The 6,134-nt window shown below is 72.5% G+C and carries 6 protein-coding genes; 3 read left to right on the top strand and 3 right to left on the bottom strand.

What is annotated here, in order from left to right:
- Window positions 1–1,553: catalase (locus ABT297_RS42415; protein ID WP_350559672.1), on the bottom strand; the 1,553-nt coding region annotated here is incomplete at its 3' end.
- A 29-nt stretch (window positions 1,554–1,582) separates the two neighbouring features.
- Window positions 1,583–2,197 carry a TetR/AcrR family transcriptional regulator gene (locus tag ABT297_RS42410; RefSeq protein ID WP_350559669.1) on the bottom strand — a complete coding sequence of 205 codons (615 nt, stop codon included), beginning with the start codon at window positions 2,195–2,197 and terminating at the stop codon, window positions 1,583–1,585.
- A 93-nt stretch (window positions 2,198–2,290) separates the two neighbouring features.
- Here ABT297_RS42410 and ABT297_RS42405 point away from each other — a divergent pair, with 93 nt between their 5' ends.
- On the top strand, window positions 2,291–3,343 hold the full coding sequence (locus ABT297_RS42405) for an alpha/beta fold hydrolase (protein ID WP_350559666.1): 1,053 nt from the start codon (window positions 2,291–2,293) through the stop codon (window positions 3,341–3,343).
- A gap of 40 nt (window positions 3,344–3,383) precedes the next feature.
- Here ABT297_RS42405 and ABT297_RS42400 read toward each other — a convergent pair whose 3' ends face one another.
- Window positions 3,384–4,130, bottom strand: coding sequence for a DeoR/GlpR family DNA-binding transcription regulator (locus ABT297_RS42400; RefSeq protein WP_350559663.1), 747 nt, complete (start codon window positions 4,128–4,130; stop codon window positions 3,384–3,386).
- Window positions 4,131–4,450: 320 nt separating this feature from the next.
- Between ABT297_RS42400 and ABT297_RS42395 the strand changes: the two genes are divergently transcribed.
- Together ABT297_RS42395 and ABT297_RS42390 are read left to right on the top strand one after the other, a co-directional pair.
- Window positions 4,451–5,341 (top strand): SIS domain-containing protein, encoded by an 891-nt coding sequence (locus ABT297_RS42395; RefSeq protein WP_350559660.1) that lies wholly within the window; start codon window positions 4,451–4,453, stop codon window positions 5,339–5,341.
- Window positions 5,342–5,403: 62 nt separating this feature from the next.
- Window positions 5,404–6,134 (top strand): 1-phosphofructokinase family hexose kinase (locus ABT297_RS42390; protein ID WP_350559657.1); only part of this gene is annotated, 731 nt, incomplete at its 3' end.

Here is a 6,134-nt window from a genome sequence, read left to right as displayed (position 1 = left end):
GCCTGGGACAGCGCGGGCGAGCTGCGGCCGTGGTTGTCGACGGACTTGACCGGCTCCTCGACGCCGATGCCCTGCGCCACGGCCACCGCCAGGTCGTGGTCGATGCGGTTGAGGTGCTCGACGGCGCGGACGCGGATCGGCATCGCGGTGACCTTGCCGAGCTCGAAGCGGTACGCCGCGATGATGTGCTCCTGCTCCCAGGTCGACATGCTGTTCCAGAACAGGGTCGCCTGCGAGTAGTGGTCGGCGAAGGTCTCGCTGCGCTTGCGCTCCTTCGGGCCGTCGACGTGCTCGGGGTACGACATGAAGCCCGGCCCCACCTGCAGCGTCCCGCCGAGGGAGCTGGGGTGGTAGTTGGTGCGGCCGGTCGGCACCGCGTCCTGGTGGAAGCCGTCCTGCTGGTGGTTGCGCACGGGCGTGAGCGGCCGGTTGATCGGCAGTTGCGCGAAGTTGGGGCCGCCGAGGCGGGTGAGCTGGGTGTCGAGGTACGAGAACAGCCTGGCCTGCAGCAGCGGGTCGTCCGAGAAGTCGATGCCGGGCACGGTGTTGCCGACGCAGAAGGCGACCTGCTCGGTCTCGGCGAAGAAGTTGTCCGGGTTGCGGTCCAGGGTGAGCCGTCCGACGGGGGTGACGGGCACGAGCTCCTCGGGGATGAGCTTGGTGGGGTCGAGCACGTCGATCTCTTCGAGGTCGAAGGCGCGCTCCTCCGGGATGAGCTGCAGGCCGAGCTCCCACGACGGGTACTCGCCGGCCTCGATCGCCTCCCACAGGTCGCGGCGGTTGAAGTCGGGGTCGCGGCCCGAGACCAGCTGGGCCTCGTCGAACACCAGCGAGTGGACGCCGAGCGCCGGGGTCCAGTGGAACTTCGCGAAGGTGCTGCGGCCATGGCCGTTGACCAGGCGGAAGGTGTGTACCCCGAAGCCCTGCATCATCCGGTAGCTGCGCGGCAGCGCGCGGTCGGACATGAGCCAGATGACGTGGTGCATGGTCTCCGGCTGGAGGGTGACGAAGTCCCAGAACGTGTCGTGTGCCGACGCGGCCTGCGGCATCTCGTTGTTCGGCTCGGGCTTGAGCGCGTGCACCAGGTCGGGAAACTTGATGCCGTCCTGGATGAAGAAGACCGGCATGTTGTTGCCGACGAGGTCGAAGTTGCCCTGCCGGGTGTAGAACTTCACGGCGAAGCCGCGCACGTCGCGGGGCGTGTCGGTGGAGCCGCGCGAGCCCTGGACCGTGGAGAAGCGCGCGAAGACCGGCGTGCGGGCGTCCGGGTCGGTGAGGAAGTCCGCGGTCGTGTACTCGTCCAGCGGCTCGTACACCTGGAAGTACCCGTGCGCGCCGGAGCCGCGGGCGTGCACCACCCGCTCGGGGATCCGCTCGTGGTCGAAGCGCATGAGCTTCTCCCGCAGGTGGAAGTCCTCGAGCAGGGTGGGCCCGCGGGCGCCGGCCCGCAGCGAGTTGTCGGTGTCATCGACCGGGATGCCCTGGTCGGTGGTCAGCGCCCCCTCGGTGAACGGGCGCCTACGCACGGCGATCTGCCGGTCCTTGGAGGTCATGCCCCTTCCGCTACCACGACCCGGGCGGTTTACACCTTCTGCACCGCGGCCGAGGACCCGGAGGCGGCCAGCCGCTCGCAAACGGCGCGCAGCGCGAGGGCCAGGTCCCGGCCGCTCATCGCGCGCTCGGGCGCGACCAGGTGCTGCACCACCACCCCGGCGAGCAGCGCCTGGTAGAGCCCGCCCACGGCCCGGGCCAGCTCGGGCTCGGCGGCGGGGTCGATTCCGTGGAACAGCGCGGCCAGCGCCGCCTCCGCCTCGACCTGCGCGGCCGCCCACGGCGACTCGGGCGCGGCCTGCCGGCCCAGCCGCGTGACGAGCTCGAACTGCATGGTCCACAGCGAGCGGTTGGCGGTGACCGATGCGATCACCCGGTCCCAGATGGCCACGAACCGCTCCCCCGGATCGGCAGGTGTACTGCCGCCGGGCTCGCCGGTGAGCGCCCGCTCGAGCTCGTCGCCCCACTGGTCGAGCGCCCGTCGCAGCGCCTCGTTGAGCAGCGCCTCGGTGGTCCTGAAGTGGTAGTTGATCGCCGCGAGGCTCACCCCGGCCGCGGCTGCGATGTCCCGCGCGGTGGTGGCCGCGTACCCCTTCTCGAGCAGGCACTGCTGTGCGCCGTCGAGGAGCTTCTCCCGGTTACCCATGGCTCTGATCGTACGTCTAAAAATCGCGTCTTGAACAAACGTATTAGACTTCTGTACAGTCAATCTTGTCAGATCCGACCAGGGGAGGTCCCGATGTCCGTGCTCGTCGCCACCGCCGTCACCGCCGCCGCCGTCGCTGCCGCCGGTTCCGCGCCGCTCGCCTACCGCGCCGTCCGCAAGCGGCAGCGGGCCGCCGAGGCCCGCATCGACACCCCCGCCGGCATCGCCGAGGGCCGCTACGTCAGCATCGGCGGCGTCGAGCAGTGGCTGCAGATCCGCGGCGAGGACCGGGCCAACCCGGTGCTGCTCGTCGTGCACGGCGGCCCCGGCTCGCCGTACTCGGTGTTCACCCCGGTCCTGCGGGAGTGGGAGCGGTACTTCACCGTCGTACAGTGGGACCGCCGCGGTTGCGGCCGGACGCTGCGGCGCAGCGGCCTGCACCCGGAGGAGCTCACGTTCGACCGGCTCGTCGACGACGGCATCGAGGTCGCCGAGTACGTGCGCGAGCACCTCGGCCAGAGCCGCGTCATCCTGATGGCCGGCTCGATGGGCACGATCGTCGGCCTGCCGATGGTCCGGCGCCGCCCCGACCTGTTCAGCGCCTACGTCGGCAGCGACTTCTACGTGAACATGATCGAGAACGAGCGCCGAGGCCGGGCCGAGACGCTGGAGCGGCTGCGCGCGGCCGGCAACCGGCGGGGCGTGGCCGCGCTGGAGGCGCTCGACCCCGACCCGCACACCTGGGACTTCAAGGCGTGGGGCACCCGGATGCAGTGGTCGATGGCCACCGACCCGACCACCCCGAACGCGGTGTTCCGGCTGCTGTTCCCGCTGTTGCTGACCAAGCCCGACTACTCGCTGCGCGACGTGGCCGCCTGGCTCAAGGGCTTCAACAAGGTCAACGCGGCGATGTACGAGCAGTTCATGCGCTTCGACGCACGGGCGCTCGGCACGACGTTCGAGGTCCCGTTCTACCTGTTCCAGGGCGCGCAGGACGTGGTGACGCTGATCGACCCCGCCGTGGAGTACTTCGCCGAGGTCCGGGCCCCCGAGAAGGAACTGGTCCTCATCGAGGGCGCGAGCCACTTCGCCGCGTTCACCCGGCCGGGGCAGTTCCTGGAGGCGCTGCGCAGCGTGCGGTGCTGATCGGCCGGAGCACCCAATGCTCCGTTCACCGGGCCATCACTCACCGGGCCACCACGACCTCGGTGCCTGCCCGGCGGATCGCCTCCACCTGGTCGGGGTCCGCGCTCGCGTCGGTCACCAGGACGGCCACGTCGGTGATGGCGCAGATGCCGGCCAGGCAGTTGCGGCCCACCTTGGAGCCGTCGGCGACCACCATCACCCGGCCGGCCCGCCGGATCATCGCCGCGTTGGTGTGCGCCTCGATCTCGTCGTGCGTGGTCAGGCCGCCGCGCGCGCTGATGCCGTCGACGCCGACGACGGCGACCTCCATGTTGAGGCCGGCCAGCGCCTGATCGGCGATGGGGCCGACCAGCTCGTACGACTGGGTGCGGGACACGCCGCCCGTCATGATCAGCTTGAGCCGCGGGCGCAGGACCAGCTCGGAGGCGATGTTGAGGGCGTTGGTCACCACGGTCAGGTCGACCCGGTCGGCGAGCAGGCGGGCCAGGATGAACGTGGTCGTGCCGCCGGTGAGGCCGAGCGTGAGCGGGCCGCGCGGCAGCAGCGCGGCGGCGCGCTGGGCGACCAGCGCCTTCTCCTCGCGGTGCTGACCCACCCGGTAGCGCACCGGCAGCTCGTAGGCCACGTCCACGGCGACGGCGCCGCCGTGCGTGCGCGACAGCAGCCGTTGCTCCTCCAGCACCTGCAGGTCGCGGCGGATCGTTGCCGTGGAGACCTCGAACTCCTCGGCGAGGCCACCGGCGTCGACGGAGCCCTGCCGCGACACCCGCTCAAGGATGGCCGACATGCGGTCGCCCCGCCGCAACGAACTCCGTACCACCCCAGACTCCGATCGACAGTGCTGCGATGAACGATCAAACGCGCAGCGATGATAGTCCGTTTCCGCGCGAAAGCCGAAAGGATCGCGCGCTTGCCGAGCGCCACAATGGGGTCGCAGGGGCAACGCCCCCGGCAGGGCGAGCGAAGCGAGCATGGGGGGTGTGGGGTGGGAACCCCCCACTGATGCTCGAGCGAAGCGAGAGCCAGGCTAGCTAACTGTGCAATCTATAATGTCCACTTGCGCAGCAAAGCTTGTGCACGATGCGCGAACGCGCATAGCGTTCGCGCATGAACGACACTGCGCTCGAGATCGCCAGCCAGCCGGCCGTGTGGGCCGGCGGGATCGCGCTGGCCGAGGAGGCCCGCGCCGCACTCGCCGCCCCCGGCGCGCGGACGCTCATCCTGGGCTGCGGCACCTCCTGGTTCGTGGCCCAGAGCCTTGCCGAGCTGCGGGAGGCGGCCGGCCTCGGCGAGACCGACGCCGTGTGCGCGTCGGAGTTCGTGCCGCGCCGCCGGTACGACCGGGTCGTGGCCATCACGCGCTCGGGCACGTCGACGGAGGTGCTCGAGGCGCTGCGCCGGCTGCCGGCCGGGGTGCACCGGGTGGCGGTCACCGCGGTCGAGGGCGAGCCGATCGACGATCTTGCCGACACCCGGATCCTGCTCGGCTTCGCCGACGAGCGCAGCGTCGTACAGACCCGCTTCCCGACGACGGTGCTGGCGATGGCCCGCGCGGCGTTCGGCGAGGACCTCGGCCATCTCGCCGCCGACGGCGCGGCCGCGCTGGCCGCCCCGCTGCCGGCCGACCCGGCCGGGATCGAGCATGTCGTGTTCCTCGGCACCGGCTGGACCGTCGGGCTGGCCCACGAGGCCGCGCTCAAGGTGCGCGAGGCGGCGCAGGCCTGGTCGGAGTCGTACCCCGCGATGGACTACCGCCACGGCCCGGTCGCCGTCGCCGGCCCGCGCAGCCTGGTCTGGTCGTTCGGGGCGGTGCCCGCGTCGCTCGACGACGCCGTGCTCGCCGCCGGCGCGCTGCCCTACCGCGACGACCGCGACCCGCTCGCCCAGCTGGTCCTCGCCCAGCGCTTCGCCGTCGCGCTCGCCTCGCACCGGGGCCTCGACCCGGACCACCCGCGCCTGCTGACCCGATCGGTCGTGCTCGCCGACCCGCTCGCCTGAGGGCTGCCGACACGACACCTGCTGATGCAGTCTGTCCCCTGCCGTGGAGGTGCCGGGTGATCGTGACGGTGACGCTGAACCCGGCCCTCGACCTGACCTACGCCGTCGACGAGCTGCGGCCGCACACCACGCACCGGGTGCGCGCCGTGCACGAGCGCCCGGGCGGCAAGGGCCTGAACGTGGCGAGCGTCCTGCACGCGCAGGGCGAGGCGGTCCTGGCGACCGGGCTGCTCGGCGGGGCCACCGGCGCCGCCGTGCGGGCGCTCGTCGGCGCGGCCGGGCTGCCGTCGGCGTTCGCGCCGATCGCCGGCGAGACCCGGCGCACCGTGACGATCACCGACGGCGCCGACGCGACCGGGCTGTGGGAGCCCGGGCCGGTGGTCGGCGGCGCCGAATGGGACGGGTTCGTGGCGCACTACCGGGAACTGCTCGACGGCGCCCGCGTGGTGACGCTGTCGGGCTCGCTGCCGCGGGGCCTGCCCCCGGACGCGTACGCCGTGCTGATCCGGGCCGCACGCGAGCGCGGCGTCCCCACCGTGCTCGACGCCAGCGGCGAGCCGCTGCGACTGGGCCTCGCCGCCGGCCCGGACCTGGCCAAGCCCAACGCGGAGGAGCTCGCGACGCTGCTCGGCCCGGGCGCCGGCCCGGCCGAGGTCCGGGGGCTGGTCCGGGGGCTGCTCGCCGCCGGGTGCGGCGCCGTCGTCGTCTCCCGCGGCCCGCGCGGCCTGCTCGCCGTCACCGGCACCGGGAGCTGGGAGGCGGCGCCGCCAGCGGCCGTGGCCGGCAACCCGAC

It is taken from the genome of Dactylosporangium sp. NPDC000555, assembly GCF_040300025.1.
Taxonomy (GTDB): domain Bacteria; phylum Actinomycetota; class Actinomycetes; order Mycobacteriales; family Micromonosporaceae; genus Dactylosporangium.
This window is presented reverse-complemented; position numbering and strand designations above follow the sequence as displayed.

Bases quoted from the DNA above. Each gene is read 5' to 3' on its own strand.
- ABT297_RS42410 (WP_350559669.1), bottom strand. From the start codon at position 2,197: ATGGGTAACCGGGAGAAGCTCCTCGACGGCGCACAGCAGTGCCTGCTC.
- ABT297_RS42405 (WP_350559666.1), top strand. From the start codon at position 2,291: ATGTCCGTGCTCGTCGCCACCGCCGTCACCGCCGCCGCCGTCGCTGCC.
- ABT297_RS42400 (WP_350559663.1), bottom strand. From the start codon at position 4,130: ATGTCGGCCATCCTTGAGCGGGTGTCGCGGCAGGGCTCCGTCGACGCC.
- ABT297_RS42395 (WP_350559660.1), top strand. From the start codon at position 4,451: ATGAACGACACTGCGCTCGAGATCGCCAGCCAGCCGGCCGTGTGGGCC.